This window comes from Candidatus Pantoea communis (assembly GCF_011752685.1).
In the GTDB taxonomy this organism is placed as follows: Bacteria; Pseudomonadota; Gammaproteobacteria; order Enterobacterales; family Enterobacteriaceae; genus Pantoea; species Pantoea communis.
Genome location: NZ_VWXC01000006.1, coordinates 85,117 through 111,820 on the forward strand (window position 1 = coordinate 85,117; position 26,704 = coordinate 111,820).

Here is a 26,704-nt window from a genome sequence, read left to right on the forward strand (position 1 = left end):
CCAGCAGCGCTGGCCCAGACCGCGATAATCCGAAAGGTTATTCCTGGATATCGACGTTTTCGAAGTGATGTTTACCTAATGGATCAACCACATAGCCAGTCACTTTCTTACTCACCGGCTCATACACGGTGGAGTGAGCAATAATCAGCGCCGGAGCCTGGTCATGCATCACTACCTGAGCCTGTTTGTAGAGCTCAATACGTTTGTTGTGATCGGCTTCTGCACGTGCAGGCTGAATCAGATCTTCAAACGGCTTGTAGCACCAGCGTGAGTAGTTAGAACCGTCTTTGGCGGCGGCACAGCTAAACAGGGTGGCGAAGAAGTTGTCCGGATCCCCATTATCACCGGTCCAGCCCATCATCACGGTCTGATGCTCACCGGCTTTGGCGCGTTTCAGGTACTCGCCCCACTCGAAGGTGACGATCTTGGCTTTCACGCCAATTTTCGCCCAGTCAGCCTGAACCATTTCCGCCATACGACGGGCGTTCGGGTTGTAAGGACGCTGTACCGGCATCGCCCACAGGTCGATAGAGAAACCATCCGGCATGCCGGCTTCTTTCAGCAGCTCTTTCGCTTTGGCAGGATCGTAAGCGTAATCTTTCACATCGTCGTTGTAGCCCCACATTGTTGGTGGGATCAGGTTTTTCGCGGCCTGACCAGCGCCCTGATACACAGCGTCGATGATGGCTTGTTTGTTCACCGCCATGGTCAGTGCCTGACGCACTTTCACGTTATCCAGCGGTTTTTTCTCGGTGTTGAATGACAGGTAACCGACGTTCAGACCAGGCTGCTCCATCAGGTTAATTTTGTCATCTTTCTTCATGCTGGCGATGTCAGCCGGGTTCGGGTACGGCATCACCTGGCACTCACCCTTCTGCAGTTTGGCGTAACGCACAGACGCATCAGGCGTGATAGAGAACACCAGACGATCAATCTTCGGCTTGGTGCCCCAGAAGTCCGGGTTGGCTTTATACAGAATGCGTGAGTCTTTCTGATACTGCTGCAGCACGAATGGACCGGTGCCCACTGGATTGAGGTCCAGCTTCTCTGGCGTGCCGGCTTTCAGCATGTTGTCCGCATACTCTTTTGACAGGATCGAGGCGAAGTCCATACCGAGGTCGGCAATGAATGGCGCTTCAGGACGGCTCAGGGTGAAGCGTACGGTGTAGTCGTCAACTTTCTCGATTTTCTCGATCAGCTTCGGCATATCCATACCTTCGAAGTATTCGTAGCTGCCGCCCGATACACCGTGGTACTTGTTGTTTTTGTCGAGCTGGCGCTCGAAGGAGAACACGACGTCGTCAGCGTTGAAGGTACGCGTTGGCTTAAAGTCTTTGGTGGTTTGCCACTTCACGCCTTTACGCAGATGGAAGGTATAGGTTTTACCATCTTCGCTAACGTCCCATTTTTCAGCCAGGCCAGGCTGCAACTCGGTAGTACCGGTTTTGAACTCAACCAGACGGTTGTAGATCGGCACGGAGCTGGCATCGTAAGTGGTACCCGATGTGAAGAGCTGTGGGTTGAAGCCTTCCGGCGAACCTTCTGAACAATATACGAGGGTTTTCGCCTGGACACCCGCGGCAACAGTCATAGCAATCAGGCTAAGACCGACCTTCAGCATCCTGGATTTAGCCAGGGAGTTGATCATGTTTTGCTCCATTGTGATGTGATGTTGTGTGCGTCGCCCGACCTCTGAATTTTTTTATGCGGTTCGGGCAGCATGCGAGTGGTTTTTTTTGTCATCCGATAGCCAATGGCTCCTCAGAATCGCCCTACTCTGCATGTTATTGACGCATCAATTTGTCAACAGTTGCAAAGAACGTCAATACAAGGTGGGGTTATTTACACAGAGTGTGAGTAAGTGCAAGCAACGATAAAAAACAGGGTTATTGCGCTGAGCCAAAATTTAAAAAGGTGATAAAGCGCGCAATGCCGCGTGATTGTCTGGCTATACAGTCAAATGACAGTGATTATCACCGCTAAAAAACACACAAAAGTTATTGGTAAACGTCGAATAACTGAACGATTCGTCGTGCGTTATGACGTTCAGGCAGCGAAATATGCTGGTGTAATGGCATAAGAAATCAGCAAAAAGCATTAATCGGTCATAAGAAGAATGTGTCGCGAATTAAGCGTGCAGGGTTGATTGCGTGAGGGGTTGAGTCGGTAAAGTGGGAATAATGGCGGGTAAATGTGATTTGTCGGATGGGATGGGTGAATTCTAAGGTTAGGTGCAAACAGCATCGCTTTTAAATGGTGCGCTGCTCAGGGAAGGCGGCTCGATCGCAAAGACGGCGTAAATACATCCCTGTAGCCTCGGTCGCCGCATCCCTGCGGCGAACGCTTTGCTCCCCGAGCCGCCTTCCCATCGCTCATCAGCATTGATGCTGCTGTTTTGAAAAGCAGCACGCACCTAGGCGGCATCATGTTTTCTTTTTGCAACACGCACAGAACCGAATGTTAGCCTTCAAAAAACCGCACAGAATCAGATGAAGGAGGGAATGCGGGGCCGCGGAGTAAAGCGTTACGCGCCATGGATGGCGTGTGTCGAGCGATCAGGGACGAGACAGCGACTTTACGCAGCGGCCCCGTATTTACTCCTGACTGCACCGGTTTCGCTTTTGAAACCCCGCACAGAAGCAACAGTTTAACCTCTGGACACACGCACAGAGCCGAATGCCAGCTTCTAAAAGCCTGCTCATAATCAAACGAAGGAGGGAATGCGGGGCCGCGGAGTAAAGCGTTACACGCCATGGATGGCGTGTGTCGAGCGATCAGGGACGAGACAGCGACTTTACGCAGCGGCCCCGTATTTACTCCTGACTGCACCGATTCCGCGATCGACAGACGAAAAAAAACCTGCTTTTTCAAGCAGGTTTCTTCAAATATGGTCGGCGAGAGAGGATTCGAACCTCCGACCCACTGGTCCCAAACCAGTTGCGCTACCAAGCTGCGCTACTCGCCGATGGGGGCGAATATTACTGCTCCCCCTTGGGAGCGTCAATCCCTTTTCCGTAAAATCCGCCCGATCGCCTGGAAAGCAAACAGCGCCGCAAAAAGCCCTGCCGCTCAACACCTTCCAGAAAACCCTTACAACGCTTTAGCAGGCGTCGCCGCCGGTGCCTGACACCAGTTATTCGCCGCTTTAATCCCGCCATCCGGCGAACTGTAGCCCAGGCAGCCTAAAATGGTATCGAACAACTCAACATGACGATGGGTTTTCCCCACGCGCTGCTGCGCCTGCAAACGCTCGAAGTTACTGCGGTTGGTGGGATCTTCGAGATATTTATCAGAGGCCCAAACCATCATCGGCACGCGGAACTGCTCCGGCGGCGCCATCTCACGCGGCGTACCGTGTAAGTGCATATTATCGCTGATCGACTCACCATGATCGGCGGCATAAAACACAATCGCCTTCTTATCACGCAGCTGATCCAGCACGCTATCCAGCATGGTATCGACGTAAAGAATCGAGTTGTCATAAGCATTGATCAACTGCGCTTTACTACAGGTCTCATCCACGCCCATACATTCCGGCTGATAACGGGCGAAGCTGCGCGGATAGCGCTGTGAATACAGATAATGCGAACCCTTAGTGTGCAACACCACCAGATGCTTACCTTTCGGGAAACGTTGCAGCGAGGCCTGCAGTTCTGGCACCAGCAGCATGTCATCCACCGCTTTACCCTGATTACGCTTCTCAGAACCAATCTGCTCACGGAACGAGAAATTATTCACATCGGCGTTATCGTAGAACCACACTTCACTCTGCATGGCGAACAGCTCAGAGGTAAAGCCCAGCTCCTTCATCACCGCAAAAACGTTCTGCTCTTTCAGCGTGCGGCCAGGGTTATCCATGGTGCCGCCCTCGCGCACAAACATACAACGCAACGACAGCTTAGTGGCGGTATCACAAGATTCACCACGGAACGCCACCAGATTCTTCTCTTTTGAAAGCTTCGGCGTGGTATCGCGGTCATAGCCCAGCAAACCCATGTGGTCCCAGCGCGTGGTCTCGCCAATCACAAACACCACATAGGTATCATCAATGCCCGGCGGTGCCACGTAAGTAAACTTCTTCGCTGGATCGAGCAGTTCCGCACCATCCATCTCTTCATCGACTTTAGTCCAGGCAAACAGCCCTAGCGCCGCAATCCAGTTAGAAGGCAAATACGAGTGCGCCACCACCCCGCCGTAACTTGGCAGGTCGATATTGGTGATCTCTTCATTCACTTTTTGCAGTTTGTCGAAGTAGCGAATCGGCAACCACACCAGCGCCACGCTTAGCAGCATGATCAGCGCGGGCTTCAGACGCTGGCCCGGCGTTTTCAATTGCTCAATCAAGGTCTGGCTAAGGTTATTACGCCAAATCAGCAGCAGCGGCAGTGCGCTAACCAGCACCATCCACAGCACAAAGCGCATGCCGACCACTTCTTTAGAGAGATCCACATCAGTGGTCATCACCGACGCCACGATGCCGTAGCCGATCACCACATTAAAGAAGGCCATGTAATAGGCCGCCGCCACCGAAATAATGACGGTCAAAGTAGCAAGGATGCGATAAGCCCACTTACCGCCCAGCGATAGCAGACGCATCAGGAAAAACGTCAGCAACACCGCAGCAGTCACTTCTGCTACCGCAGAAAACCAGTTAGAGAGGGTGGATTTTGTTAGGAAGCCGTCAAATCGGCGATAAAAAATTGGCAAATTCAACAAGATGCCAAGATAGAGCGCAAGCAACAGCGACAGCTTTTGCTGCGTTAACGTTTTGATATAATTCATTTACTTATTCATTCCTGACCCGGTGTCAATAAACCAACCTTAAATGTGACTATTTAAAGTCAATAGAGTTCGTCCGTGAGCGAGAAAAGCGCAAGCAACGAGCAGGAACGGGACGAATCTGAACCGGAACGGCAATGAAGGCGCATGCAGCGCAGCAGTAGAACATTTAACCAATGGTAAGACCAGACAATAATTGATCTGACCCTATAAAATGATAAAAGGCCCCTAATGGAGCCTCTCTTTGGACTGGCTGCGACCTTAGTTGATGATATTCAGAGTCACATCAATGTTGCCGCGCGTGGCGTTAGAGTACGGGCAAACAATGTGTGCCGCATCCACCAGTTTCTGCGCTTCGGCTGCATCCATCTCTGGCAGGTGGATATTCAATTTGGCTTCGATGCCAAAACCGGTTGGAATTGGGCCGATACCGACTTCGCCTTCAATCCACGCATCTTTTGGCATGGTGATTTTGTCACGGCCGGCCACAAACTTCATCGCACCGAGGAAGCACGCTGAGTAACCCGCGGCGAACAGCTGCTCTGGGTTAGTGACTTCGCCGCCTGCGCCGCCCATCTCTTTTGGCACGCCCAGTTTCACATCCAGCACGTTGTCAGACGAAGTGGCACGGCCATCACGACCGCCGGTGGCTTTGGCTTTTGCGGTATAAACAACTTTATCTAAAGACATATTAACCTCACTATTCGCTATATAATCGCGCACTATATATCTATGCGCAGTTTTGACGTTGATATCCAGGATGCCGCGTTAGCGACATCCAAAATGCTTTATTTGGCGCGGTTAAGATTGGTGCGCAAATCGTCCAGCTGATTTTTCAAAGCAATCAAGGTGTCATCGTCACAGGCGGTGGCACAGCGTACCGCCTCGGGAATGCTTTGTGCTCGTTCACGCAGCGCACGACCTTCATCTGTCAGGGTCACCACCACTTGGCGCTCATCGCGACGCGAACGCTGACGGCGTAACAAACCAGCGGCTTCTAAGCGTTTCAGCAGCGGCGTCAGCGTGGCTGAATCAAGGAAAAGCTGCTCGCCAATCTCCGATACGGTCACATCATCCTGATTCCACAGCACCAGCATCACCAGGTATTGCGGATAGGTAATCTCCAGCTCAGCCAGCAGCTGGCGATAGACTTTGTGCATCGCGAGATTCGCCGAATAGAGCGCGAAGCAGAGGTGTTGATCAACCTGGAGTGGCGTCTGCTGCACTTTTTTGTCATCTTGATTACTGTTCATGCGATTCAATATAGATAGCGCGCTAGATAATTGCAAGCAACTTTATTCCGGAGTGTTAAAGATGCGTGATTCACTGGAAGAGCAAGCGCGCCGTTATGCCACGCAGGCACATGCTGCTGCGGGTCAGCGTCGCAAATACACCGATGAGCCTTACATCGTGCACCCGGCTGCGGTGGCCGAACTGGTGCGCAGCGTCACCGATGATGAACAGATGATTGCCGCCGCCTGGCTGCATGACACCGTAGAAGATACCCCAAGCACGTTACAGGACATTGAGAGCCATTTTGGACAGCGCGTCGCGCAGCTGGTCGATATGCTGACTGACAGCGCGCAGCCCGAGGCGAAAAACCGCACCGCCCGCAAACTGGCGCACTTCCGCCATACCGCCGAAGCCTGTCCCGATGCGCAAACCATCAAGCTGGCCGATATCATCGACAACACCCGCGCCATTGTGCATTTCGATCCCGACTTTGCACGTATCTACCTGATTGAAAAACAGATCCAAATTCAGTTGTTGAATCAGGGCGATCCGCAATTGTGGCAGCAGGCAGAGAAGATCATTCAGCAAGGGATTGATCAGCTGGCGCAGCCACCGCACAGCGTGCCGGAGAGTTGGTTTGTGAAACAGGCGGCAAAATACGGCGGTTTAAGCTAAAAAAAACCCGCCGTGCAGGCGGGTCAGAGAACCGATAGTCTTCTTACTCGAGTAACTGCCGTCCCAGGTAGGGATTCGCTTGCAGCAGTTTCATCAGTTTACGTGCCGTAGCGGATGGGCGCGTGCGTTGCGCCTCCCAACTTTTTACAGATGAAACGCTCACCCCCATCACGCGGGCGAATTCATCCACCTGCATGCCGGTCATTTCGCGTAAACGCTGTGGCTCGGGAACGGATACTGCGTTGAGTGTAATTTCTGATACGGAAGGCTGTGCATCACGTGTCAAAACAATCTGCTCAAGGCTACTCAATAACTCGACCATTGGATCTTTTATTTCCATAGAGAACTCCTTAAAACTCACTATGAAGCACGTGAAAGTAGAGAGGTAAGCGCCACCAGGCGCTGAAACCCGGCCAAGTCAGGCTGTATCCCGCAGCGGTCTTTTCAATTTTTTATTAAACCGTTACGGGACACAGCCTATTGCACACTGCGAAAAGATGTCATAGCAATGCAACAATCAGCCGGGTTACTAATTATGGGTCAGATCCCCGGCTTTGCTGCCTGATTACTGATTATTTTTTATTCTTACTTATGCCGCTGAAGGATCGATCACCATAAGTAACTGACCCGCCTGCACTTGCTGCCCGGCCTGGCGATAGAAACAATGGATTTTTCCACTGACTGGCGCCACGATCGGGATTTCCATCTTCATGGATTCGAGTATGCCTACCGTGTCACCCGCTTCAATCTCACTGCCTTCGTCAACCAACCATTGCCACACGCTGCCCGCCACCTGGCTCTCTACCGGGCTACACCCTGCAGGCACCGTAATCTCTTCACTACTCTGTTCCTGCAGCTGACTGTCGAAGGTGAATTGCCCTTCTGCGCGCCAGCGCGCCAGCTCACTGTCAAAAGCCTGCTGACGTCGCTGCTGGAAGGCGTCGATTTCCTCCGCCTGCTCCACCAGCATCGCCTGATAATCTGCGAGGCGGAATTCGCCCTCTTCGCTCCGCAGCGGATAGTCACCCCACGGGAAACGCTCGCGAATGCTGAGCAATTCCTCGGCGCTGACCGGATAAAAACGGATTTGATCAAAGAAGCGCAGCAGCCACGGCTGTGTGAAGGCCGGGGTTTGTCGATCGCGGTTCCACATCTGCATGGTGCGCCCGACAAACTGATAACCGCCCGGCCCTTCCATGCCATAGACGCACATGTAAGCGCCGCCAATACCTACCGAGTTTTCTGCTGTCCAGGTGCGCGCCGGATTGTACTTCGTGGTCACCAGGCGATGACGCGGATCGAGCGGCGTCGCCACGGGCGCACCGAGATAGACATCGCCCAGCCCCATCACCAGATAGGCGGCGCTGAACACGATCTCCTTCACCTCATCAATGCTGGTAAGGCCATTGATGCGGCGGATAAATTCAATATTGCTGGGGCACCAGGGTGCATCAGGTCTCACTGACTGGCTGTAGCGGGTAATGGCCTCACGGCATGCCGCATCATCCCAGCTGAGCGGCAACCACACGGTACGAGAGGGCACGGCGGCCTCGCTCAGATCGCCCAGCTCTCTATCAATGTGCAAAATTTGCGCCAACAGCTCACTTCTTGCACAGCGCTGTGCATCGTAGTGCACCTGCAGCGAACGAATGCCCGGCGTTAATTCCAGCTGACCCGGCAGAGAATGGGCTTCCAGCTGTTGCATCAGCGCGTGCACGCGGAAACGCAGGGCGATATCCAGCATCAAATCGCCATACTCTACCAGCAGGAAACGGTCACCTGCCGCACGCACACTGAGCGATGGGCGGCCATTTTCTGCCGCCTGATGGTGCAATAGTGGATCAATAAGGGGCAGCGCAGCGTTCACTGTAAGCGGTACGGATTGCAGTTTGATGATCGCTTCACGCTCTGCCTGAGCCAGTTGATCCGCACTGCTGAGATCGATCGGCAGGAAGCGCACGCGATCCCCTGCTTTGAGCTGTCCGAGCTTCCACAGATCGGCTTCGATCACCGTGGCCGGGCAGACAAAGCCACCGAGCGAAGGACCGTCCGGGCCGAGGATCACCGGCATATCGCCGGTAAAATCCACCGTGCCAAAGGCGTAGGCGTTGTCGTGAATATTGGAGGGATGCATACCCGCTTCGCCGCCATCGCTGCGCGCCCAGGTCGGTTTGGGGCCAATCAGGCGGATGCCGGTGCGGCTGGAGTTGTAGTGCACCTGCCACTCGGCGGCAAAAAACGCCTCGATGTCTTCATCGGTAAAGAAGGTCGGTGCGCCGTGCGGGCCGTAAATCACCCGCAGCTGCCATTCGCCGTTGAGTTCCGGCACCAACTCGCGAGGCAAGTCTGCCGTTGCCAGCACCTGCGGATCGGCAAGATGCAATACATCGCCCGCCCGCAAAGCCCGCCCGGCGTGACCGCCAAACTTGCCGAGCGTAAAGGTGCTACGGCTGCCAAGATAGCGCGGCGTATTCAAGCCGCCCGCCAGCAGCAGATAGCTGCGGCACCCTCCACTCACATCACCCAGCGTCAGGGTTTGCCCGGCCTGTGCAGTGACGATCTGATGCATCGTTAACGACTGCTGATCCAGCTGCGCGGCAATCGGTGCGCCGGTCAGAACAAAACTGCACGCCTGATTAAAACGCAGCGTGGGACCGCGCAGGGTGATCTCCAGTCCCGCCGCCTGCGTGTCGTTATTCAATAAGCGATTACCCAACTGGAACGCGCGGCTGTCAAATGGGCCAGACGGCGGCACACCGACGTGCCAGTAACCGACGCGGCCTGGCGCATCCTGCACCGTGGTCAAGGTGCCGCCGCTGAGGATATCCAGCGTCGGCGGTTGCCACTGCACGCCGCCCAACGTGGCGGTGATGATGCGGCCCTGCTGCACTTCCGGCAGGGAACAGAGATGGCGCAACCACAGCAGATTGGTTTCGATACCGTACAGCTCGGTGGCGTCCAGCACCTGTTCCAGACTGCGCAATGCCATTTCACGGCTGGCCGCATGCACAATCACTTTCGCCAGCATCGGATCGTAGAACGGCGATACTTCCATGCCGGTTTCCACGCTGCTGTCGATGCGCAGCGTGGCGTCTTCACTTTCCGTCGGGAACTGGACGTGACTGAGCAAACCGGCACTGGGCTGGAACTGTTTGGCCGGATCTTCAGCGTACAGGCGCACCTGAATCGCATGGCCTTGCGCTTCGGTCGATAAGGTGTGCAGCGGCGGCAACGTTTGTTGCGCCAGCTCCACCATCCAGCGTACCAAATCCACGCCATACACCATTTCAGTGACGCCGTGCTCCACCTGCAAACGGGTGTTCACTTCAAGAAACCAGAACTGCTGGCTGGCATCATCGTAGACATACTCCACGGTGCCCGCGCTGCGGTAGTTGACCGCACGCGCCAGTCGCACCGCAGTTGCTTGTAGCTCAGCGCGAACCGCCGCACTCAATCCCGGTGCGGGCGTCTCTTCCAGCACTTTTTGGTTGCGGCGCTGAGCAGAACAGTCACGCTCGCCAAGGGCAATCACATTGCCAGCACCATCGCCAAAGATCTGCACCTCAATGTGGCGCGCGCGGGCGATAAACTTCTCTAAAAATACGCCATCGTCGGCGAAATTATTGCCTGCCAGTCGTTTAACACGCGTAAACGCCGCATTGAGCTGTTCGGCATCATCACAACGCTGCATGCCAATACCGCCGCCACCGGCGGTGCTTTTCAGCATCACCGGGTAGCCAATCTTCTCCGCCATCACTCGCGCTTCGTCCAGCGAAGTCAGTAAACCACTGCCCGGCAGCAGCGGCACCTGATTCTCCTGTGCCAGCGCACGCGCACGATGTTTTAAACCGAACGCGGCCATCTGCCCGACACTCGGCCCGAGGAACTGCACGCCGGCCGCTTCACAGCGCGTCACAAACTCGGGATTTTCGCTGAGGAAACCGTAACCGGGATGCACTGCCTGCGCCCCGCTCTGTGCGGCAATTTCCAGTATTTTTTGCTGATTGAGATAAGTGTCTCGCACCTGCCCCTCGCCCAGCGACCAGGCTTCATCGGCCATTCGCACATGGCGCGCGTGGCGATCGGCTTCGGCATACACCGCAATCGCGCGGATGTTCATCGCTTGCAAGGTACGGATGATGCGCACAGCAATCGCGCCACGGTTGGCAATCAATACGCGATCAATCATGAGTGAAATCTCTTATTACGGCAGGTCGTCCTGCAGGGACAATGACGGCTTAAAAACGGGTCGTCCCGTTGCGTCAAAGATTCACCACACGCTGACTAAGATCGGCGTAGGGTTGTAACCGTTACAGGGGTTGTTGAGCTGCGGGCAGTTGGAGATCAGCACCAGGATATTCATCTCCGCCACCATCTCGACGTATTTACCCGGTGCAGAAATGCCATCGGCGAAGGTCAAACCACCGTCGTGCGTCACCGGCACGTTCATAAAGAAGTTGATGTTGTGGGTGATATCGCGACGCGTCAGGCCAAATTCTGGCTTCTCAGCCACCGCCAGCATCCAGCTGTCACGGCAGGAATGCATATGGCGCTTCTCCAGGTCGTAGCGCACGGTGTTGCTCTCACATGAACAGGCCCCGCCCAGCGTATCGTGGCGACCACAGGTATCAGCGGTAATCGTCAGCATCGGGCGATCGGCGTTGGAGCGCAGCACGCTGCCCGCACTGAGGAACACATTCTTTTGCCCGCGCAGCGTATCGCTCATGCTGTAGCGCTCGGCAGTGTCGTCGGCGTTGAAGAACAGAGTGTCGGCAGCCTGATTCCCTTCCAGATCGGTGATACGCAAGGTCTGGCCCGCTTCGATGCGCTGCAGCCAGTAATCACCGGCGTTCACCTGCTGCTGGAATTTAGCTTCGGCGGGATTGAGTAAGCTTTCAGTGATCATCAGATTTCTCCTTGCAGCTGATAGAGCGCGTTGTTGCGCAGTCCGCGCTGATTTTCGGCACGCGCCAGGCAAATGTCCGGCAGCGGCGCGCGCTGGGCGTCCAGTGCGATCTGCACCGGCTGGCGCGGATATTCGCTGCTTACATTCAGCGGATGCGGGCAGGTGTGTAGGATCACCAGCGTGTCCATGGCGAAGCGCAGCCGCACCTGTGCGCCAGGTGCACCCTGCTGCACCAGTTGCAGCGTGCCGTTATCATCGGCGCGCACCCTGGCAAACAGGTTGAGGCAAGAGGCCATATCACGCTGGCCGAGGCCGTATTTCGCCAGCTCGACGAGGAAACTGTCGTAGCCGTTTTGATGGCGCAGATTGCGCGCCTGCTGATAGTCGCTGGCGCCGAAGCGTGCGGCAGTGTGCTCAGCATTCAAGGTGCCGCAAACGCTCTCATGCCAGCCGAAACTGTCTTCTTCGATGCCGCAAAAAATGCGCCCCATATCGGAATAAAGGCAGTGCCCGGCTGTCAGACGGAAAGTGTGCTGGCACTTCAACGTATCGGGCGCGTTGTAGCGCTCCAGCAGATTTTCCGGGTTGTAGAACAGCATGCCGACGTTGGCACCGCCTTCAATATCGGTCAGTGTCAGCGCCGTACCGCTGCGCATTACCAGCGACCAGTGCGATCCCGCCGGTAACAGGGTTTGATAAGCATTCATGTGGTGCTCCTTTAAGCCACCTGCGGCTCAGATGGCAGCGCAACATCAGGCTGTGTGCGATCCAGCGGCAGGTCGTAAGTGATAGTCGCGCCCCAGGCTTGCGGCGCGTGCGGGTCATGACGCAGTTTGTCGAACACCAGCAGGCGCGAAGCCAGGCTGAAGCCCTCTTTCAGGTCATGCGTGATCATAAAAATGGTCAGGTTGTGTTGCTGCCACAGGCGGGTAATCAGCTGGTGCATTTCACTGCGGATACCGGGATCGAGCGCACCAAACGGCTCATCAAGCAGCAGGATACGCGGCTGTTTCATCAGCGCCTGTGCCAGCGCCAGGCGTTGCTGCATGCCGCCCGAGAGCTGGTGCGGGTATTTGTTTTGCGCATGCTCCAGGCCAACCTGCGCCAGCATTGCCTGCGCACGCTGACGAATCGCCTGGCGCTTTTTGCCCCACACACGTCCCAGCCAGCGGGCGCTGCTGAACTCTTCCGCCAGCATCACGTTGCCGAGCACCGTCAGATGGGGAAACACCGAATAGCGCTGGAATACCACGCCGCGATGGGCATCGGGTTCGTCGGGGATGGGTTCACCGTCCAGCAGCAGTTGGCCTTTGGTCGGCGATTCGGTGCCAAGTAGCATGTTGAGGAAAGTGGTTTTGCCACAGCCGGATGCCCCGACAATCGCCACAAACTCGCCCTGCTCGACGTTGATGTTGAGACGTTCCAGCACCACCTGATCGCCGTAATGTTTTTCGAGGTTTTTCAGTTGCAGTAATGGCATGGTTCGCTCCTGAATCATTTCGCGTGATACCACGGCCAGCAGCGACGGCTGATCAGCCGCAGCAGCAGGTCGAGCACAAAGGCCAGCAGCGCGATCCACGCCACGTAAGGCAAAATCACATCCATCGCCAGATAACGGCGCATCAGGAAGATGCGATACCCCAGCCCTTCGGTGGCGGCGATCGCTTCAGCAGCAATCAGGAACAACCACGCTGACGCCAGCGACAGACGCACCGCATCCAGCAGACGCGGCATCATCTGCGGCAGGATCACGCGCCACAAAATCTGCGCGCTGTGCCCACCGAGCGTCTGCGCTTTCACCAGCTGCTCGCGCGGGATTTTCTCCACCTGCAACTGCAAATCGCGCGCAATCAGCGGGGTAATACCAATCACGATCAGCACCACTTTCGACACTTCGCCGAGGCCAAAGCAGATAAACAGAATCGGCAGAATCGCCAGCGGCGGCACCAGCGCGACTACCGTCACCAGCGGTGCCAGCACTGCCCGCACCACCGGCAGCGCGCCGGTGAACAGGCCAATCGCCAGCGCCAGCAGTGCGCTGATCGCCACCCCGCTCAGCAGGCGCATCAGGCTGGCGGCGGTGTCGGTCCACAGCAGGTATTCCCCGGTGCGCGGGCTGGGCTGAAACGCCATGCGACTGATGGCGTCCCCCATCGCGTTAAACCCTGGCAACAGTTTGTCTGCGGCGTTCAGGCTGAGACGCGCATCCGACGCGAACAGATAGACCAGCAGCAGCGCCAGCAGCGGCAGGATGCCAAGCAGCAGGCGACCGAGCGGCAGCGGTTGGTAGTTGATCAATTTACGCATCGGCATCGTCTCGCTTAAAGCTGACCCGCAGCGGCCAGTTTGGTGAACTCATCGGTGAAGCGCAGTTTCAGGTTGTTGGTATCGCCCCAATTGCCTGCTGGCGTTTCCACGCCCACCACATCAGCACTCGGTGCGCCTTCACCCAGTAAACCGTGCTTGAAGGAGAACTCTGCGACCAGTTGCATGGTGGCTTTCAACTGCGGGCTGTCGACAAAATCGAGGGTGGTTTTGGCATCGCTGAACAAGTGAGTGGCGGCCAACTGCTGATCGAAGCCCGCCAGATCGGTGCCGGAAGCCTGCGCCATTTGCGTGCGCGCAGCTTTGGCGCTGTCACTCGCGCCGGACATGGTTTTCAGCGTTTCATACCAGGCACCGGTCAGCGCCTTGCCCAACTGCGGATACTTTTTCAGCGTGGCGGTATTCACCACCAGCAGATCAAGGATTTCGCCGGGGATTTGTGCTGAAGAGAAGATTAAATGACTGTCTGGCTGCTTTTCCGCTTCGGCCAGCAGCGGGTTCCACGTGACGATGGAATGCACGTCAGACGTGCCGAACGCCGCCACCAGATCGGCATCCGCGGTGTTCACCACTTTGACATCCTTCTCGCTCATGCCCGATTTCTCTAGCGCACGCGCCAGCAGATAGTGAGAGACCGAGAGTTCGACCAGATTGATCGGCTTGCCTTTGAGCGAGGCAATGTTGCCTTTGCCCTTCAGCAAAATACCGTCATTGCCGTTGGAGTAGTCGCCGACGATCAGCGCCGTGCTGTCCACGCCGCCGGTGGCAGGAATGGTCAGGGCATCCATGTTGGTCATGGTGCAGCCGTCAAAGCCGCCGGCGGTGTACTGATTCACCGATTCGATGTAGTCATTGACCTGCACAAACTGGATGTCGATGCCGTATTTATCGGCCCATTTTTTCACGATGCCGCTCTGCTGGGCGTAATCCCATGGCATCCAGCCCGCGTAAATGGACCAACAGATCTTGAAGGAGGGTTTGTCGGCGGCCAGCGTATTGACGCTGAACAGTGCGACGGTGCAAAGCAACAGCAAGCGAAGGCAGGCTTTGATCATGATGGTTCCTCTGGCGTTAACGGGCGAAATAAAAGCAGGAGGCGGCGAGCAACGATCTCGCTTTCCTCCCGGGCTTTTGTCCCGCCGTGTAACCGTCAGAGGACGGTCGGTCACTCTCGGACCAGCATCTTTCGACCGGAACCCTAGTGACCCATTGCAAATTGTCTGGCGACATCGGTTGCCCGCTATCGCTCCTGCATCTGCATAAACACATTCAAAAAAAGTGCCAATATTTCAATTCATTGAAAAACAACATCATTCACGTTATTTCCAGTTCGAACGGTTCGCCTCGTGCACAGCAATGCAGCGTGAGCGCACCAACATGAAGCGCAACTTCCACCATGAATATTGATGCACCTCGCAGTTTTAAACGAAGCCCGAAAAAACTTTTACTTACTGTTCAAAGGGTTATTCCTGTCACGTACCTGTCATCTTTGAACCAATCCAATATTGGTTCGCTTCTTGCCTAAGCTGATAAATCCGATTGCTCAGCCTTTCATCAGTAAAAGTGCTGGTTAATCCGGGATTACCGATCTTTTTCTGATGCTTAAACAGGCGAACCAATCATGAGTCACACGTCAGATAGCGCCCGCAACTCCAGTTCTGCTCTGGAGCAACTGCGTCAACTGATCCAGCAACAGGAGCAGCAGCCCGACCGCGCGCTGCCCACGGAACGTGAACTGGCAGAGCGTTTTGGCGTCGGACGCCGTGAGATCCGCCGTGCTCTAGATGTGCTGGAAGAGGAGGGACGCATCTGGCGCAAACAGGGTAAAGGCACCTTTGTTGGTCCTGCTGCACCGGTGCAGCCGCTGGCACTGCACGACCTGCCGCAGCAGTCGAATCTGCTGGAAGTGATGGAAGCGCGCTTGCAACTGGAGCCAGGGTTAGCGCGACTGGCCGCCCTGCGCGCCAGTAAAGAGCAGATTGCACTGATGAAGCGCCTGCTGGAACGCATGAATGGCATCACGGCACCGGAGGATGGCGACCAGCACGAACTGTGGGACAGCGCCTTTCATCGCGCTATCGCGGAAGCCGCCGGTAATCGCTTGATGCTGGGCCTGTTCGACGCCGTGGATGCCGTGCGCCGCGATCCAGGTTGGCAGCATCTGCGCGTACAGGCACGCACCCCCGCCCGCCTCAACAACTATGACGACCATCATCAGCGCCTGGTGAATCACATCGCGCAACGCCAGCCGCATGAAGCCGCTGCCGCGATGCGCGAACACTTACTGGCACTGCAACAGGCGCTGCTTGAAGCGCTTTACAACCATCAGGAGGAGACGCCATGAACGATCACCCGGTGCTTAGCGTTCGCAACCTGCGCGTGCAGTTTCGCGGTTCGCCCGTTACGGTATTGGACGATATCTCTCTGACGCTGCACGCGGGTGAAACGCTGGCACTGGTTGGGGAATCGGGCTGCGGCAAAAGCATCACCTCACTCACATTGATGGGCCTGCAACCCGCCAGTGCTGAGATTTTACAAGGCGAGATGCAGTTCGACGGGCGCAGCCTGCGCGATCTTAGTGCCAGCGATTACGCCAGCCTGCGCGGCAATCAGCTGGCGATGATTTTCCAGGAGCCGATGACCTCGCTCAATCCGGCCTTCACCCTCGGCGACCAGCTCAGTGAAGCGGTGATGCGCCATCGCCACGTCAATCGCCGCACGGCGATGGAAGCCGCGCTGACCATCCTGCAAAAAGTGCAGATTCCCGCCCCGGAAATGCGGCTCAAAGCCTATCCCCATCAGCTCTCTGGCGGCATGCGTCAGCGTGTGATGATCGCCATGGCATTGATTAACAATCCAAAATTGCTGATCGCTGATGAGCCAACCACCGCACTCGACGTCACCATTCAGGCACAGATTCTGGCGCTGCTGAATACCCTGAAGCAGGAAACCGGCACCGCCGTATTGATGATTACTCATGACCTGGGCGTGGTGGCGGAAGTCGCGCAGCGTGTGGCGGTGATGTACGCCGGTCAGGTGGTAGAAACCGGCAGCGTGGAAGCGATTTTTAACGATCCCCAGCATCCGTACACCATTGGCCTGATGGGATCGATTCCCAGCCTGAGCGCACGCAGCGGCACACTGGCCACCATTCCTGGCCAGGTTCCATTACCGGAAAACATGCCCTCAGGGTGTCGTTTTGCCAACCGTTGCCCCTTTGCCGAACTCCGCTGCCAGCATAACCGCCCGACGCTGCGTGCGCTGGCTACCGATCATCAGGTCGCCTGTTTCCGCGCGCCGCTGGAACAGTACGTCTCGTTGGGAGAGATCGCATGAAGCCGATTTTAGAGTGCCGCGATTTAAGCAAAACCTTTGCCGGGCCCAACCGCCTGTTCAAACGCAATCGCGGCGTCACCGCGGTGGATCGCGTGTCGTTACAGGTGATGCCGGGTGAGACGCTGGCAATTGTCGGCGAATCGGGGTCGGGTAAATCGACCCTCGGTCGTTTGCTGCTACGTCTGCTGGCGGCCAGTACCGGAGACGTGTTTTATCAGGGCGAAAGCATTACCGATGCCAGCGGCGCACGCCTGAATCAGCTGCGCCGCGAACTGCAAATCATCTTTCAGGACCCCTTTGCCTCACTAAATCCGCGTATGACGGTGCAAAAGATTGTCGGCGAGCCGCTGTGGCTGCATGAAAAACTGAGCCGAGAGGCGCGCCATGCGCGCGTCGCTGAGCTACTGCGCACCGTGGGTTTACCGGCTGCCTGGGCAGAGCGTTATCCGCACGAATTTTCCGGCGGTCAGCGTCAGCGTATCGGCATCGCCCGTGCCCTCGCCTCCCAACCCAAATTGCTGCTGGGCGATGAGCCGGTTTCCGCCTTAGACGTTTCCGTGCAGGCGCAGGTGGTGAATCTGCTGGAAAGCCTGAAACAGCAGTTTGGCCTGACGATGATCATCGTGGCGCACGGTCTGGCGGTGATTCGCCATATGAGCGATCGCGTGGCGGTGATGTATCTCGGCCAGATTGTTGAAGTCGCCACCGTGGACGAGATTTTTGACGCGCCGCTGCACCCCTATACCCAGGCGCTGATCGCCTCCGCGCCGCAGATGCAACCGGGTGTCAGCCGCCAGATTCCGATGTTGCAGGGCGATCTGCCCAATCCAGCCAATCCGCCCAGTGGCTGTCGTTTTCACACACGCTGCCCATGGGCGACATCGGATTGCCGTCAGTTTGAACCGATTAACCAGGTGCTGAGCGGTGGCCGCCAGATTGCCTGTCATCGCTGGCAAGAGATTAACCGCGATCGCAGCGTCATCGTGATTGCCCCCCCTTCTGCCGCCTTTTTACGTCGCCGCGCGCTGTTTGAGCAGGCGGCCAAGCAACAAGCCTAACCCTCTGGAGATTCGCCTGTGAAGAAAGCTCGATTAACCTTACTCACGGCCGTAAGCGGCCTGCTCTTGCTCGGTGCCAGTGCACACAGCCAGGCGAAAAGTGTGATTCGCATTGGTCTGGGTGCCGACCCGGACATGCTCGATCCGCATCTGGCGCGCACCTATTACGGACGTTTCGTGTTTGCGGCTATGTGCGACCGCTTGGTGGATGTGGATGAGAACCTGAAAGTGGTGCCCGGCCTGGCAACCGATTGGGCGTGGAGTGATGACGGTAAAACCCTGACTATGAACCTGCGCGAGGGCGTGACCTTCCAGGATGGCGAGAAGTTTGATGCCAACGCGGTGAAGTTTAATATTGAGCGTGCGCTGACGCTGCCGGGTTCGCTGCGTAAAAGCGAAATCTCTTCCATCGACAGCGTGGAAGTCAGCGGGCCGATGCAGGTGAAATTCCACCTGAAAACACCGGATGCGGCGCTGCTCAGCCAGCTCACCGACCGCGCTGGCGCGATGCTGGCACCGGAAGCCGCTAAAAAACCGGACTTCGCGACCCATCCAGTCTGCTCCGGCCCGTATCAGTTTGCCAGCCGCGTGCAGCAGGACCGTATCGTGCTGACGCGCTTTGAAAACTACTGGAACAAAAGCGCATACCACTTCGATAAAGTGATTTTCCTGCCGATCCCGGATGCCTCAGTGCGTCTCGCCAACCTGCGCGCAGGCGATCTCGACCTGACAGAAGGCGTGGCGGCCAGCGATGTGAAAACGGTTGAAGGCGACAGCAAGCTGGCGCTGGCCAAAGTCACCGGCCTCGGTTATCAGGGCATCACCTTCAACATCAATAACGGCAAGGTTGACGCCAACAGCCCGCTAAAAGATCCGCGCGTGCGTGAGGCCTTCTCGCTGGCGATCGATCGCGATGCGCTGAATCAGGTGGCGTTTGAAGGCTTATATACCCCATCCAACCAAGCCTTCTCGCCGGTCAGTGCCTATCACGTCAACACACCAATCCCACCGCGTGATGTGGAAAAAGCCAAAGCGCTGCTGAAGGCGGCGGGCGTGACTACACCGCTTAATCTGACGCTGCTGGTCACCAATAACCCAACGGCACAACAGGTCGGCCAGGTGATTCAGGCGATGGTCGGCGAGGCGGGCATTAACCTCAACTTGCAGATGAGTGAGTTCGCCAGCTTGTTGGATCGTCAGCAGCGCGGCGATTACCAACTTAGCTTATCCGGCTGGTCCGGCCGTCCCGATCCCGACGGCAGCATCTACTCGTTTATCAACAGCAAAGGCACGCTCAACGACGGTCGCTACAGCAATCCCCAGGTTGATGAGTGGCTGAACGCCGCACGTCTCACCAACGATCAGGCGCAGCGCCAGGCGTTGTACACCAAGGTGGTGAATCAGCTGCAAACCGATATGCCAATCGCCTATCTCTATTTCGAGCCGCGCATCTTCGGCATGACGAAAAAACTGCAGGGCTTTAAAGCCTGGCCTGATGGCTTAGTACGCCTCGCGGGTGTGAGCATGGCGCAGTAAACCGCTGAGGAGCGATGATGCTGGAACTGATAGTTAAACGCTTACTGCTGGCGATCCCCACGCTGCTGCTGGTGAGCATCATGGTGTTTGCGCTGCAAAAGCTGCTGCCGGGCGATCCGGTGCTGGCGATGGCGGGTGAGGAGCGCGATCCCGCGGTCATCGCGCAACTGCGGGCGGAATATCACCTGGATGATCCGATCCCCACGCAGTATTTCTCGTGGATCGGCAATGCGCTGAAGGGTGATCTGGGCATGTCACTGCGCACCAAAGAGCCGGTAACCTCGCTGATCGCCAGCAAACTGCCGGTGACGCTGGAGCTGTCGCTGCTGGCGATGGTGATTGCGCTGGGGATTGGCATCATCATGGGCATTATCGCGGCGGTGCGTAAAGACACCTGGGTCGATCACACCACCAACTTTGTCGCGTTATCCGGCATATCGGTGCCGCATTTCTGGCTGGGGATTCTGCTGATCCTGCTGTTTTCCGTGCATCTGCAATGGCTGCCAGCCTCAGGCTTTGTCCCCATCAGTGAAGATGTGGCGCAGAACCTGAAAACCCTGCTGCTGCCGGCGTTGGTGCTGGGTACCGGCCTCGCCGCCACGTTGATGCGCCATACGCGGGCGTCAATGATCAGCGTGCTAAAGGCCGATTACATCCGCACCGCGCGCGCCAAAGGTCTGCTGGCCCCCAAAGTGGTGCTGAAACATGCCTTCCGTAACGCACTGATGCCGATCGTCACGCTCACCACCTTGCTGTTTGGTGAGCTGCTGGGCGGTGCGGTGTTAACCGAGCAGGTTTTCACCCTACCCGGTTTCGGCAAGATGATTGTCGATGCGGTGTTTAACCGTGATTACGCGGTGGTACAAGGTGTGGTGCTGGTGGTGGCGATCGGCTTTCTGCTGCTGAATCTGCTGGCCGATGTGCTCTATCTGTTAATCAACCCGAAAATGCGAGGCTAACCATGAGCGAGGTGTTAACAGCAGGCGCAGTGCCTGCGGTCACAAAGCCTAACCGCCGGGTGCTGAAGAAATTTCTGCGTAATAAGAGTGCGCTGATCGGCGCAGTGATCGTGCTGCTGTTTGTAGCCGTGGCGTTGCTGGCCCCTTGGCTGGCACCGGCCGATCCGATCAAGGCAAACTTCCTTGCCGTGCGCAAAGCGCCCTCCGCGCTGTTCTGGTTGGGGACCGATGAGCTGGGCCGCGATATTCTGTCGCGTCTGATTTGGGGGGCGCGCACCTCTCTGCTGGCGGGCTGTATTTCAGTGATGATCGCCATTTTGATTGGCGTGCCGCTGGGCTTAATTGCCGGTTACTGGCGGGGGTGGTGCGATGGCATCATCTCGCGCTTTATCGAAGCGCTGCTCGCCTGCCCGTTTCTGATTCTGGCGATTGCGTTGGGCGCTTTCCTCGGACCAAGCTTATCCAATGCAATGATCGCCATTGGGCTTTCCGCCATGCCCATCTTTGCTCGTCTGACGCGCGGCCAGGTGATTGCCATCCGCCATGAAGAGTATATCGACGGCGCGCGCGCCATCGGTTTGCCGGACCGTTGGATCATCCTGCGTTATGTGCTGCCCAACGTGCTGTCGCCGATTCTGGTACAGGCCACGCTGGCGATTGCCTCGGCGATCATCACGGAAGCCAGCTTGTCATTTCTCGGCCTTGGCCAGCAGCCGCCGTCACCTTCCTGGGGTGCGATGCTGAACACCGCAAAAGGCTATCTGGAGCAGGCACCCTGGATGTCGATTTTCCCTGGATTGGCCATTTTTCTCACTGTGCAGGGCTTCAATCTGCTGGGTGACGGACTGCGCGACGCACTTGATCCGCGCAATGACTCACATTAAGGAACCGTTATGAGCGATTTGGATTTCAACGTTAGTTATGTCTCGCACCGCGCCCCAATGATGGGCCGCAATGCAGTCGCCACCTCACAGCCGCTGGCGGCACAGGCGGGGATGCGCATGTTGCAACAGGGCGGTAATGCGGTAGACGCGGCGATTGCTACGGCGATGGCGCTCACCGTACTGGAACCCACCGGCAACGGCATCGGCAGTGATGCGTTTGCCATTATCTGGGATGGGAAAGCGCTGCATGGCTTAAATGCCTCCGGCCGTTCCCCCGCCAGCTGGAATGCAGAACGCTTTGCCGGACAGAGCACCATGCCGGAAATCGGTTGGGAAGCCGTGACCGTGCCGGGCGCGGTTTCTGCCTGGGTCACGCTGGCCGAGCGCTTTGCCACGCTGCCGCTGACCACACTGGCACAACCGGCGATCGAGTACGCCCGCGACGGCTTCCCGGTTTCGCCGCTGATCGCCCATCTTTGGCAGCGCGGCTACAACAAACTGAAGTCTCAGCCGGGGTTTGTTGAGTGTTTTGCGCCAGATGGCCGACCGCCGCGTGCTGGTGAGCTTTTCCGTAACCCGGCGCAGGCCGCCACACTGCAGAAAATCGCCGAAACCAGGGGGGAAGCCTTCTATCGGGGAGATCTGGCGGAGAAAATGGTGGCATTTGCCGGGCAGCACGGCGCGGCACTGAGCATGGCCGATCTCAACAACCATCGCGCCGATTGGGTTGAGCTGTTGTCACGCCCGTTTGCCGATGGCTCGGTGCAGGAATTACCGCCCAACGGTCAGGGCATCGCCACTCTAATTGCGCTCGGCATTCTGGAGCAGTGGGACATCGGCAGCTACACGCCGGATTCCGTGCCGTGGCTGCACTTGTCGATTGAAGCGATGAAGCTGGCGCTGGTCGATCTGGATCGTTACGTCACCGATTACGACCATCTGGAATTCCCGGCAGAGTTGCTGCTGAGTGACAGCTACCTCAAGCAGCGCGCTCAGCTCATCAATCCTGACCAGGCCGGGGATTTTACCTTCGGCTCCCCACAGCAGAGCGGCACCGTATATCTGTCGACTGCCGATGCCAGCGGCATGATGGTGTCGTTTATTCAGTCTAACTATATGGGCTTTGGTTCAGGCGTGGTGGTGCCGGGCACCGGCATCAGCTTGCAGAACCGCGGCTGCGGCTTCTCGCTCGATCCGCACCATCCGAACGTAGTGGCCGGTAGCAAACGTCCGTTCCACACTATTATTCCGGCGTTTGCGCTGGATGCGGCGGGACAGCCATTGATGTCGTTTGGCGTGATGGGCGGCCCGATGCAGGCGCAGGGGCACTTACAGCTGGCGTTGCGCATCATGCAGCACAAGCAAAACCCGCAGGCAGCGATTGATGCGCCGCGCTGGCGTGTTGAGCAAGGCCGTGCGGTAGTGGTGGAACCGGGTATTGACCGTAATGTGCTGGCGAAACTGCGCGAGATGGGTCACCAGATTACGGTGGAGGATCCATTACAGAGCTACAACTTCGGCGGTGCGCAGGCGATTGTGCGTGACCCGCAGGGCTTCTACATAGCCGCCACTGAAAGCCGGAAGGATGGACAGGCGCTGGTGTTTTAAATCACAATCTGGCGGCATCAGTGCGGACAGCCAGATGCCGCCAGGTGATTTCAGCCTTCGGGTTCGGTTTTTGCCTGCGTTCGTTGGTGTCGATGGAGCACAACCTTTAGGGCCGACTACCCGCACATTTCTTTCATGACCTTAATCCGGCGCGCCAGAGTGCGCCTTTTCCCACAGTTTGCCGCGCCTCAACCCGTTGTACACGCCAGGCCATTGCACTATCCTTTAGGACCATTCCCACCGAATCGAAATTAGCCATAACAGGAGTTCAACATGGCGTCAGGATTATCCCGCATCTGGATGCGTACCGGCATGCTTATGATCAGCGCACTGGTTGTGCTGCAACTTACCGCCTGTGGCGATAAAGAAGGCGATCAGCGTAAAGCTTTCACCGATTTCCTGCAGAACACCGCGATGCGTAGCGGCGAACATCTGCCAAGCCTGAGCGAAAACCAGAAGCAAACCTTCGGTAACTACGCCAGCGACTACGCCATTTTGTATGGCTTCTCACAGCAGGCCAATCAGGCGGTTGAGCAAGGCATGCGCCCTGTGGTTGATGAACTGGCTGCGATTCGTGTGCCACAAGATTATCTGACCCGTCGCGATAGTCTGCGTCAGGCGAGCGGCAACCTCAGTGTGCTGTCACAGCAGATTCAGAGCGCCAAAATGCAGGCCGACAGCAGCAAAGCCACGCTGAAGCAGCCTGACGATCTGAAGAAAGTGTATGACAGCGTCTACGCCAAAGTGGTGACGCAGCCAGCGGGTACACTGATTCCGTTACTGCCTCAGCTTCAGGCGTTGAGCCAGGCGGCGGTGCAAACCGGTGATTATCTGCAGTCGCAGGGCACGCGTGTGACCTTCAATGACGGTGGCGTTCAGTTCCCAACGCAGGATCAGGCCACGCAGTACAACACCCTGATGAGCAACCTTTCCAGCAATGCTCAAGCCCTGACTCAGGCACAGAATGCTGTGCAGGGTGGTTTGTAACCTCGCTTTGAATGCGTTCAGGGGCGACTAACAGGTCGCCCTTTTCCTGACATACTTTTCATTGCATCTTTCAGATTTTTCGTCACTCCCTTACACCTTACTTATCAGCATCGCTATTGTGTGATCTGACGCATTTTCAACCAAAAATAGTTTGTGATCTCAATCACACTTATGAAACAAACCTGAGAGCTGCAAAGGTGACTTAAGTCACATTTATCCCGTTGTTTTGCTTAAAATTTCGCCTTCGTACTTTTCTTACACTCTATTTATGTGATCTTCATCACCTTATAGCACCCTGACCACCCCAATTTTGAGTGATCTGCATCACACTTATCCCGGATGCTACGCAGCGTAATAAACTAGTGCTAGAGTCCGCGTGCATACAGTGATGCCACGGCCCGCGCCGGAACGGCTCAATAAAAGTCTTAACAAAAACAACCGCGCTCTTATTGCAGCGCGTCTCAATAAGGGGTGGGTTTATGTCCTCATCAGCGAAGGTCAAGGTCCAGAGCTTTGGTCGCTTTCTGAGTAACATGGTGATGCCAAACATCGGTGCGTTTATCGCCTGGGGTATCATCACAGCACTGTTCATCCCAACCGGATGGATTCCAAACGCAACGCTGGCGAAACTCGTCGGCCCTATGATCACTTACCTGCTGCCATTGTTGATCGGTTTCACCGGTGGACGTCTGGTGGGCGGCGATCGCGGTGGCGTGGTCGGTGCCATTACCACCATGGGTGTGATTGTCGGTGCAGATATGCCGATGTTCCTCGGCGCGATGATTGCCGGTCCACTGGGCGGCTGGGCGATCAAAACCTTTGACCGTATGGTTGATGGTAAAATCAAAAGCGGCTTTGAGATGCTGGTTAACAACTTCTCAGCCGGTATCATCGGTATGCTGTTGGCGCTGCTGGCGTTCATCGGCATCGGTCCATTGGTTGAAGGTCTGTCACACATTCTTGCGGCGGGCGTAAACCTGATGGTGCAGAACAACCTGCTGCCACTGACTTCTATCTTTGTTGAACCGGCGAAAATCCTGTTCCTCAACAACGCCATCAACCACGGTATCTTCTCGCCACTGGGTATCCAGCAGGCTAGCGAAGCCGGTAAATCCATCTTCTTCCTGATTGAAGCGAACCCAGGCCCAGGTATGGGTGTACTGGTTGCCTACATGATTTTTGGTCGCGGTAGCGCTAAGCAGTCTGCAGGCGGTGCGGCAATCATCCACTTCCTCGGTGGTATCCACGAAATTTACTTCCCGTACGTGCTGATGGCGCCACGTCTGCTGCTGGCAGTGATCCTCGGTGGTATGACAGGCGTGTTCACCCTGACCGTACTGAACGGCGGTCTGGTGTCTCCAGCGTCTCCGGGTTCTATTCTCGCAGTACTGGCGATGACGCCAAAAGGTGCATACTTCGCCAACATCGCGGCCATCATCGCGGCGTTTGCCGTCTCCTTCGTGGTCTCTTCTATCCTGCTGAAAACCAGCAAAGTAAAAGAAGATGACGATATCGAAGCTGCGACTCAGCGTATGCGTGATATGAAAGCGCAGTCGAAAGGCCAGGCCGTTGCCGGTTCTCCGGTTATCGCCGATGCCAACAGCGTTGATGTCAGCCACGTGCGTAAAATCATCGTCGCCTGTGACGCCGGTATGGGTTCCAGCGCCATGGGTGCAGGTGTGCTGCGTAAGAAAGTGCAGGATGCCGGCCTGAGCAATATCTCGGTGACCAACAGCGCGATTAACTCACTGCCGGGCGATGTGGATCTGGTGATTACTCACCGCGATCTGACCGAGCGTGCGATGCGCCAGGCACCGCAGGCGCAGCATATTTCGCTGAACAACTTCCTCGATAGCGCGCTGTACAGCAATCTGACAGAACGTCTGATCGCCGCTAACCGCAGTGAAACACATCGTGAAACCGTGCAGACCACGCTGGCAGACAGCTACGACGATGGCAGCGCTAACTTGTTTAAATTGGGCGCGGACAACGTGTTCCTGGGCTTGAGCGCCAGCAACAAAGAGCAGGTGATTCGCTTTGCTGGTGAGCAGTTGGTGAAAGGCGGTTATGTCCAGCCAGAGTACGTTGAAGCGATGCTGGAACGTGAAAAGCTGACCCCGACCTATCTCGGTGAGTCTATCGCTGTGCCGCACGGCACCGTGGAAGCCAAAGATCGCGTGCTGAAAACTGGCGTGGTGTTCTGCCAGTACCCTGCGGGCGTATTGTTTGGCGAAGAAGCCGATGACGTGGCGCGCCTGGTGATTGGTATTGCGGCTCGCAATAACGAACACATTCAGGTGATTACCAGCCTGACCAACGCGCTGGATGATGACAGCGTGATTGAGAAGCTGGCGAACACCACCTGCGTTCAGGATGTGCTGGATCTGCTGTCAGGTAACACCGCGAAAGCGTAATACC

Annotated in this window: 21 protein-coding genes, 1 tRNA gene and 1 riboswitch; of the genes, 10 read left to right on the top strand and 12 right to left on the bottom strand. The window is 56.5% G+C overall.

Features of this window, described 5'->3' with window-relative positions; all coding sequences use genetic code 11:
* Positions 1 to 37 precede the first annotated feature (37 nt).
* From dppA to F3J37_RS10155, 5 genes are all read right to left on the bottom strand, one after another.
* Positions 38 to 1,648, bottom strand: coding sequence for a dipeptide ABC transporter periplasmic-binding protein DppA (gene dppA, locus F3J37_RS10135; RefSeq protein ID WP_034827775.1), 1,611 nt, complete (start codon positions 1,646 to 1,648; stop codon positions 38 to 40).
* 1,240 nt (positions 1,649 to 2,888) lie between these two features.
* A tRNA-Pro gene (locus tag F3J37_RS10140) sits at positions 2,889 to 2,965 on the bottom strand.
* A 125-nt stretch (positions 2,966 to 3,090) separates the two neighbouring features.
* Positions 3,091 to 4,782, bottom strand: a complete 1,692-nt coding sequence (gene eptB, locus F3J37_RS10145; protein WP_166933265.1) for a kdo(2)-lipid A phosphoethanolamine 7''-transferase — start codon at positions 4,780 to 4,782, stop codon at positions 3,091 to 3,093.
* A gap of 258 nt (positions 4,783 to 5,040) precedes the next feature.
* Complete coding sequence (locus F3J37_RS10150; protein ID WP_034827959.1) at positions 5,041 to 5,469, bottom strand: organic hydroperoxide resistance protein; 429 nt, start codon at positions 5,467 to 5,469, stop codon at positions 5,041 to 5,043.
* A gap of 98 nt (positions 5,470 to 5,567) precedes the next feature.
* On the bottom strand, positions 5,568 to 6,032 hold the full coding sequence (locus F3J37_RS10155) for a MarR family winged helix-turn-helix transcriptional regulator (RefSeq protein ID WP_034827771.1): 465 nt from the start codon (positions 6,030 to 6,032) through the stop codon (positions 5,568 to 5,570).
* A gap of 61 nt (positions 6,033 to 6,093) precedes the next feature.
* On the opposite strand from F3J37_RS10155, the gene F3J37_RS10160 reads away from it, so the two are divergent.
* Complete coding sequence (locus F3J37_RS10160) at positions 6,094 to 6,687, top strand: HD domain-containing protein (protein ID WP_166933266.1); 594 nt, start codon at positions 6,094 to 6,096, stop codon at positions 6,685 to 6,687.
* A 43-nt stretch (positions 6,688 to 6,730) separates the two neighbouring features.
* Here the strand turns inward: F3J37_RS10160 and F3J37_RS10165 are convergent, their stop codons facing one another.
* The 7 genes from F3J37_RS10165 to F3J37_RS10195 form a co-directional block, all read right to left on the bottom strand.
* Complete coding sequence (locus F3J37_RS10165) at positions 6,731 to 7,027, bottom strand: HTH-type transcriptional regulator (protein ID WP_034827767.1); 297 nt, start codon at positions 7,025 to 7,027, stop codon at positions 6,731 to 6,733.
* 249 nt (positions 7,028 to 7,276) lie between these two features.
* The gene (uca, locus tag F3J37_RS10170) at positions 7,277 to 10,876 is read right to left on the bottom strand and encodes an urea carboxylase (RefSeq protein WP_166933267.1); all 3,600 of its coding nucleotides are present in this window, start codon (positions 10,874 to 10,876) and stop codon (positions 7,277 to 7,279) included.
* Positions 10,877 to 10,957: 81 nt separating this feature from the next.
* A complete protein-coding gene (locus F3J37_RS10175; RefSeq protein WP_166933269.1) occupies positions 10,958 to 11,593 on the bottom strand; it encodes an urea amidolyase associated protein UAAP2 in 636 nt (211 codons plus the stop codon).
* Positions 11,593 to 12,300: an urea amidolyase associated protein UAAP1 gene (locus F3J37_RS10180; protein ID WP_166933270.1), complete on the bottom strand. Its 708-nt coding sequence runs from the start codon at positions 12,298 to 12,300 to the stop codon at positions 11,593 to 11,595. The genes F3J37_RS10175 and F3J37_RS10180 overlap by 1 nt, the downstream gene beginning before the upstream one ends.
* Positions 12,301 to 12,311: 11 nt before the next feature.
* Positions 12,312 to 13,073 carry an ABC transporter ATP-binding protein gene (locus F3J37_RS10185; RefSeq protein ID WP_097118480.1) on the bottom strand — a complete coding sequence of 254 codons (762 nt, stop codon included), beginning with the start codon at positions 13,071 to 13,073 and terminating at the stop codon, positions 12,312 to 12,314.
* Positions 13,074 to 13,087: 14 nt separating this feature from the next.
* The gene (locus F3J37_RS10190; RefSeq protein ID WP_058961099.1) at positions 13,088 to 13,900 is read right to left on the bottom strand and encodes an ABC transporter permease; all 813 of its coding nucleotides are present in this window, start codon (positions 13,898 to 13,900) and stop codon (positions 13,088 to 13,090) included.
* 14 nt (positions 13,901 to 13,914) lie between these two features.
* Positions 13,915 to 14,973: a putative urea ABC transporter substrate-binding protein gene (locus F3J37_RS10195; RefSeq protein ID WP_166933272.1), complete on the bottom strand. Its 1,059-nt coding sequence runs from the start codon at positions 14,971 to 14,973 to the stop codon at positions 13,915 to 13,917.
* A gap of 63 nt (positions 14,974 to 15,036) precedes the next feature.
* Positions 15,037 to 15,131, bottom strand: a riboswitch (guanidine-I (ykkC/yxkD leader).
* Between the two features lie 408 nt (positions 15,132 to 15,539).
* Between F3J37_RS10195 and F3J37_RS10200 the strand changes: the two genes are divergently transcribed.
* The 9 genes from F3J37_RS10200 to F3J37_RS10240 all read left to right on the top strand — a co-directional run bounded on the left by F3J37_RS10200 (position 15,540) and on the right by F3J37_RS10240 (position 26,700).
* Positions 15,540 to 16,262 (top strand): FadR/GntR family transcriptional regulator, encoded by a 723-nt coding sequence (locus F3J37_RS10200; protein WP_160833346.1) that lies wholly within the window; start codon positions 15,540 to 15,542, stop codon positions 16,260 to 16,262.
* Positions 16,259 to 17,254 (top strand): ABC transporter ATP-binding protein, encoded by a 996-nt coding sequence (locus F3J37_RS10205; protein WP_166933274.1) that lies wholly within the window; start codon positions 16,259 to 16,261, stop codon positions 17,252 to 17,254. Before F3J37_RS10200 ends, F3J37_RS10205 begins: the two co-directional genes overlap by 4 nt.
* The gene (locus tag F3J37_RS10210) at positions 17,251 to 18,312 is read left to right on the top strand and encodes an ABC transporter ATP-binding protein (RefSeq protein WP_166933276.1); all 1,062 of its coding nucleotides are present in this window, start codon (positions 17,251 to 17,253) and stop codon (positions 18,310 to 18,312) included. The genes F3J37_RS10205 and F3J37_RS10210 overlap by 4 nt, the downstream gene beginning before the upstream one ends.
* Positions 18,313 to 18,330: 18 nt before the next feature.
* Positions 18,331 to 19,848: an ABC transporter substrate-binding protein gene (locus F3J37_RS10215; protein ID WP_166933278.1), complete on the top strand. Its 1,518-nt coding sequence runs from the start codon at positions 18,331 to 18,333 to the stop codon at positions 19,846 to 19,848.
* Positions 19,849 to 19,865: 17 nt separating this feature from the next.
* Complete coding sequence (locus F3J37_RS10220; protein ID WP_166933279.1) at positions 19,866 to 20,807, top strand: ABC transporter permease; 942 nt, start codon at positions 19,866 to 19,868, stop codon at positions 20,805 to 20,807.
* 2 nt (positions 20,808 to 20,809) lie between these two features.
* Entirely contained in the window at positions 20,810 to 21,691 is an 882-nt protein-coding gene (locus F3J37_RS10225) for an ABC transporter permease (protein ID WP_058961112.1), read from the top strand.
* A gap of 9 nt (positions 21,692 to 21,700) precedes the next feature.
* Positions 21,701 to 23,299 (top strand): gamma-glutamyltransferase family protein, encoded by a 1,599-nt coding sequence (locus F3J37_RS10230; RefSeq protein WP_166933280.1) that lies wholly within the window; start codon positions 21,701 to 21,703, stop codon positions 23,297 to 23,299.
* A gap of 273 nt (positions 23,300 to 23,572) precedes the next feature.
* On the top strand, positions 23,573 to 24,286 hold the full coding sequence (locus F3J37_RS10235; protein ID WP_034827740.1) for a DUF3053 domain-containing protein: 714 nt from the start codon (positions 23,573 to 23,575) through the stop codon (positions 24,284 to 24,286).
* Between the two features lie 479 nt (positions 24,287 to 24,765).
* Positions 24,766 to 26,700 (top strand): PTS mannitol transporter subunit IICBA, encoded by a 1,935-nt coding sequence (locus F3J37_RS10240; RefSeq protein ID WP_166933282.1) that lies wholly within the window; start codon positions 24,766 to 24,768, stop codon positions 26,698 to 26,700.
* The last annotated feature ends 4 nt before the right edge of the window (positions 26,701 to 26,704 follow it).

Coding starts and splice junctions, on each gene's coding strand:
- F3J37_RS10235 (WP_034827740.1), top strand. CDS start 23,573: ATGGCGTCAGGATTATCCCGCATCTGGATGCGTACCGGCATGCTTATG.
- F3J37_RS10200 (WP_160833346.1), top strand. CDS start 15,540: ATGAGTCACACGTCAGATAGCGCCCGCAACTCCAGTTCTGCTCTGGAG.
- F3J37_RS10230 (WP_166933280.1), top strand. CDS start 21,701: ATGAGCGATTTGGATTTCAACGTTAGTTATGTCTCGCACCGCGCCCCA.
- uca (WP_166933267.1), bottom strand. CDS start 10,876: ATGATTGATCGCGTATTGATTGCCAACCGTGGCGCGATTGCTGTGCGC.
- F3J37_RS10190 (WP_058961099.1), bottom strand. CDS start 13,900: ATGCGTAAATTGATCAACTACCAACCGCTGCCGCTCGGTCGCCTGCTG.
- F3J37_RS10205 (WP_166933274.1), top strand. CDS start 16,259: ATGAACGATCACCCGGTGCTTAGCGTTCGCAACCTGCGCGTGCAGTTT.
- F3J37_RS10160 (WP_166933266.1), top strand. CDS start 6,094: ATGCGTGATTCACTGGAAGAGCAAGCGCGCCGTTATGCCACGCAGGCA.
- eptB (WP_166933265.1), bottom strand. CDS start 4,782: ATGAATTATATCAAAACGTTAACGCAGCAAAAGCTGTCGCTGTTGCTT.
- F3J37_RS10240 (WP_166933282.1), top strand. CDS start 24,766: ATGTCCTCATCAGCGAAGGTCAAGGTCCAGAGCTTTGGTCGCTTTCTG.
- F3J37_RS10225 (WP_058961112.1), top strand. CDS start 20,810: ATGAGCGAGGTGTTAACAGCAGGCGCAGTGCCTGCGGTCACAAAGCCT.
- F3J37_RS10180 (WP_166933270.1), bottom strand. CDS start 12,300: ATGAATGCTTATCAAACCCTGTTACCGGCGGGATCGCACTGGTCGCTG.
- F3J37_RS10150 (WP_034827959.1), bottom strand. CDS start 5,469: ATGTCTTTAGATAAAGTTGTTTATACCGCAAAAGCCAAAGCCACCGGC.
- F3J37_RS10155 (WP_034827771.1), bottom strand. CDS start 6,032: ATGAACAGTAATCAAGATGACAAAAAAGTGCAGCAGACGCCACTCCAG.
- F3J37_RS10165 (WP_034827767.1), bottom strand. CDS start 7,027: ATGGAAATAAAAGATCCAATGGTCGAGTTATTGAGTAGCCTTGAGCAG.
- F3J37_RS10195 (WP_166933272.1), bottom strand. CDS start 14,973: ATGATCAAAGCCTGCCTTCGCTTGCTGTTGCTTTGCACCGTCGCACTG.
- F3J37_RS10185 (WP_097118480.1), bottom strand. CDS start 13,073: ATGCCATTACTGCAACTGAAAAACCTCGAAAAACATTACGGCGATCAG.
- dppA (WP_034827775.1), bottom strand. CDS start 1,648: ATGATCAACTCCCTGGCTAAATCCAGGATGCTGAAGGTCGGTCTTAGC.
- F3J37_RS10210 (WP_166933276.1), top strand. CDS start 17,251: ATGAAGCCGATTTTAGAGTGCCGCGATTTAAGCAAAACCTTTGCCGGG.
- F3J37_RS10175 (WP_166933269.1), bottom strand. CDS start 11,593: ATGATCACTGAAAGCTTACTCAATCCCGCCGAAGCTAAATTCCAGCAG.
- F3J37_RS10220 (WP_166933279.1), top strand. CDS start 19,866: ATGCTGGAACTGATAGTTAAACGCTTACTGCTGGCGATCCCCACGCTG.